At 53.9% G+C, this 2,454-nt stretch carries 2 protein-coding genes and 2 pseudogenes; all 4 read left to right on the top strand.

Annotation, left to right across the window (positions count from 1 at the left end):
• Nucleotides 1–292, top strand: a pseudogene (locus tag QZ506_RS09650) (transposase); the annotation flags it as partial.
• Nucleotides 293–804: 512 nt separating this feature from the next.
• Entirely contained in the window at nucleotides 805–1,131 is a 327-nt protein-coding gene (locus tag QZ506_RS09645; RefSeq protein ID WP_291970672.1) for a plasmid mobilization relaxosome protein MobC, read from the top strand.
• Nucleotides 1,132–1,339: 208 nt separating this feature from the next.
• Nucleotides 1,340–1,720: pseudogene (locus QZ506_RS09640) on the top strand (relaxase/mobilization nuclease domain-containing protein); the annotation flags it as partial.
• 88 nt (nucleotides 1,721–1,808) lie between these two features.
• Nucleotides 1,809–2,294 (top strand): MbeB family mobilization protein, encoded by a 486-nt coding sequence (locus tag QZ506_RS09635; RefSeq protein WP_291970674.1) that lies wholly within the window; start codon nucleotides 1,809–1,811, stop codon nucleotides 2,292–2,294.
• The last annotated feature ends 160 nt before the right edge of the window (nucleotides 2,295–2,454 follow it).

Genomic DNA, 2,454 nt, shown 5'->3' with positions numbered 1-2,454 from the left:
ACTGTGGATGTGGCTGGCCGAAAATGAAGGCGCAAAGTTCTGGCTGAACGTGCTGACAGAACTGAAAAACCGTGGCCTGACCGACATCCTCATTGCCTGTGTGGACGGCCTGAAAGGGTTCCCGGATGCCATCAACACGGTTTACCCGGAAGCCCGCATCCAGTTGTGCATCGTGCACATGGTGCGCAACTGGATGCGCTTCGTTGCCTGGAAGGACTATAAGGCGCTAACACGCGACATCAAAGTAGTGTATCAGGCTCCAACAGAAGAAGCAGGGCTGCAAGCACTGGAGAACGCCTGCAGCCCTGCTTCTTCTGTTTAGGCACACCCTCCTTCATTGATTTAATCCAGCACACTGACTGACCTTACCCACATAATGTGGACACAACCCTAAGCTAGGTTATTTTTTAAAATTGCTTTCTGGCTGAGACTTCCATACGCACTGTTATGCCGCCAGCGCCTGTAATAGCTCTCGTATAATTAAATTACGTTGTCCGCATTATTTCCCGCTGATAAAGCGCAACACTGACACGCTTGCATCAACAAAGCTCTTTTCCTTCAAAAAATAGCGGTGAGACAATAACAACCTATATCAGATAACAGCCCTTTTTAACCGAGGACTATTTCTTCCCAGTTAACATCTAATCAGGTACACTACACTATACATTAAGCCAGTACACAAAGCGTCCCCTCTAACGAGGTTTCATCTGTTACCTCCTCAGGGGGCTCGTTGTTCCCCTAATCCCCTGGCGTCCACTGCGCCAAATTCTCACGGTGGTGCTCATTTTTTTCTCAGCGGAGCCTATGGAAAAGCGAACGAAAGAGATCAAAATCCGGCTTACCGCAGCCGAGCATCAGCTACTGCTTGATCGCTGCGAACGGACTCACCTTGCTGAGTGGCTGCGTCAGCTTGGTCTGGGCGAGAACACATCACGTAAGCGTCGTGTGCCTGGCGTGGCGCCCGAACTTTTGCGACGGGTCAGCGGGATTTGCAATAACCTGAACCATATTGCCCTTTACCTGAACCAGGCCGATTTCCTGACGCTTTCTGAACGTGTCTCGCTGCTTGCCGTACTGACCAGCCTCGACCGTCATCTTGGTGAGCTGCTGGAGCAGAACCGTGATCGTTAAAATTCACTCGCGTGGTGCGGGTGCTGGCAGTGGTCCGGTGGACTATCTGCTGGGAAAAGACCGGCAACGCGAGCAGGCTAGCGTGCTGCGTGGTAATCCTGAACACGTGCTCGAGCTGATCGATGGCTGCGACTTTGCCCGCGCCTATACCTCCGGCGTGCTGTCATTCTATGAGACGGACATTGCGGACGCTGAGAAATTGCGCCTGATGGATGAATGGGAGCATACGCTGCTGACCGGCCTTGACCGCGACCAGTACGCCTGTCTGTGGGTGGAACACCGCGATAAGGGGCGGCTTGAGCTGAATTTTGTCATCCCGAACATCGAATTGCAGAGCGGAAAACGCCTGCAACCCTACTTTGACCGTGCCGACCGCCCCCGCGTCAATGCGTGGCAGACCTTGACCAACGACCGGCTGGGTCTGCGCGACCCGAACGACCCGACTTACCGCCGCCCGCTGACGCAGGCCAGCGATCTGCCCCGCGACAAACAGCAGGCGGCAGAGAAAATCACCGCCGGCCTGATGAACCTGATGCAGCAGGGCGTGATCTGCAGTCGGCAGGACGTGTTGATGCAGCTGGAAAACTACGGGCTGACCGTCGCGCGGGAAACGAAAAGCAGCATCAGCATTGCCGATCCGGACGGTGGCAGAAATATCCGGCTGAAAGGAATGATTTATGAGCGATATTTTAAATTTAGCGAAGGGCTTCGAGGAGAAATCGAAGCAGCATGCTCAGGATACCGAGCAGAGCGTGAAGCGCGAGTTCGCGAGGCTGGAGACGTCTATCAGCGCGGAACTGCAATCAAGCTTGCAGAGAATCAGCAACGCTATCCGCGAGCAGAATGGCAGGCTGAAGGGCATGATCAGAGCCTCCGTCTCAACGGCGATGGCGTGGATATTCATCTGCTTCGCCCTGCTGATCGGTATTCTGGGCGGGATCATCTGGTTTCAGGGCACGATCATCACCTCACGCCTGAGCGAAATGGACAGCTACAGCCAGCAGCTGGAGAGCCTGAAAGCGAAAGGCGGTGCGGGCGTGACGATTTACAGCGACGACAAGCATCGGAACACCTACCTGGTGGTGCTGCCGAAGCAGGAGCACGGAGTGGAAACATACACATCGAAGACCGACAACACCGTGGTGAAATACACGTCAAAATAATGTCAGCGCCAGTGATATGGTGTACTAGCTCAGACCTGATCTGACAGTTACCGATTATTTATACAGGTGTCTGTCAGATTACATCTGGTTCAGATTCTTTTCTGCCCAGATCCGTTTTCCATCGAGTAAAGTGGCCATCGGCGTACGCCCGCAGCACATT

This window comes from Candidatus Symbiopectobacterium sp., assembly GCF_020054415.1.
Taxonomy (GTDB): domain Bacteria; phylum Pseudomonadota; class Gammaproteobacteria; order Enterobacterales; family Enterobacteriaceae; genus Symbiopectobacterium.
Note: the sequence above shows the minus strand (reverse complement) of the source record. Positions and strands in the feature narration are given on the sequence as shown.

Bases quoted from the DNA above. Each gene is read 5' to 3' on its own strand.
- QZ506_RS09635 (WP_291970674.1), top strand. From the start codon at position 1,809: ATGAGCGATATTTTAAATTTAGCGAAGGGCTTCGAGGAGAAATCGAAG.
- QZ506_RS09645 (WP_291970672.1), top strand. From the start codon at position 805: ATGGAAAAGCGAACGAAAGAGATCAAAATCCGGCTTACCGCAGCCGAG.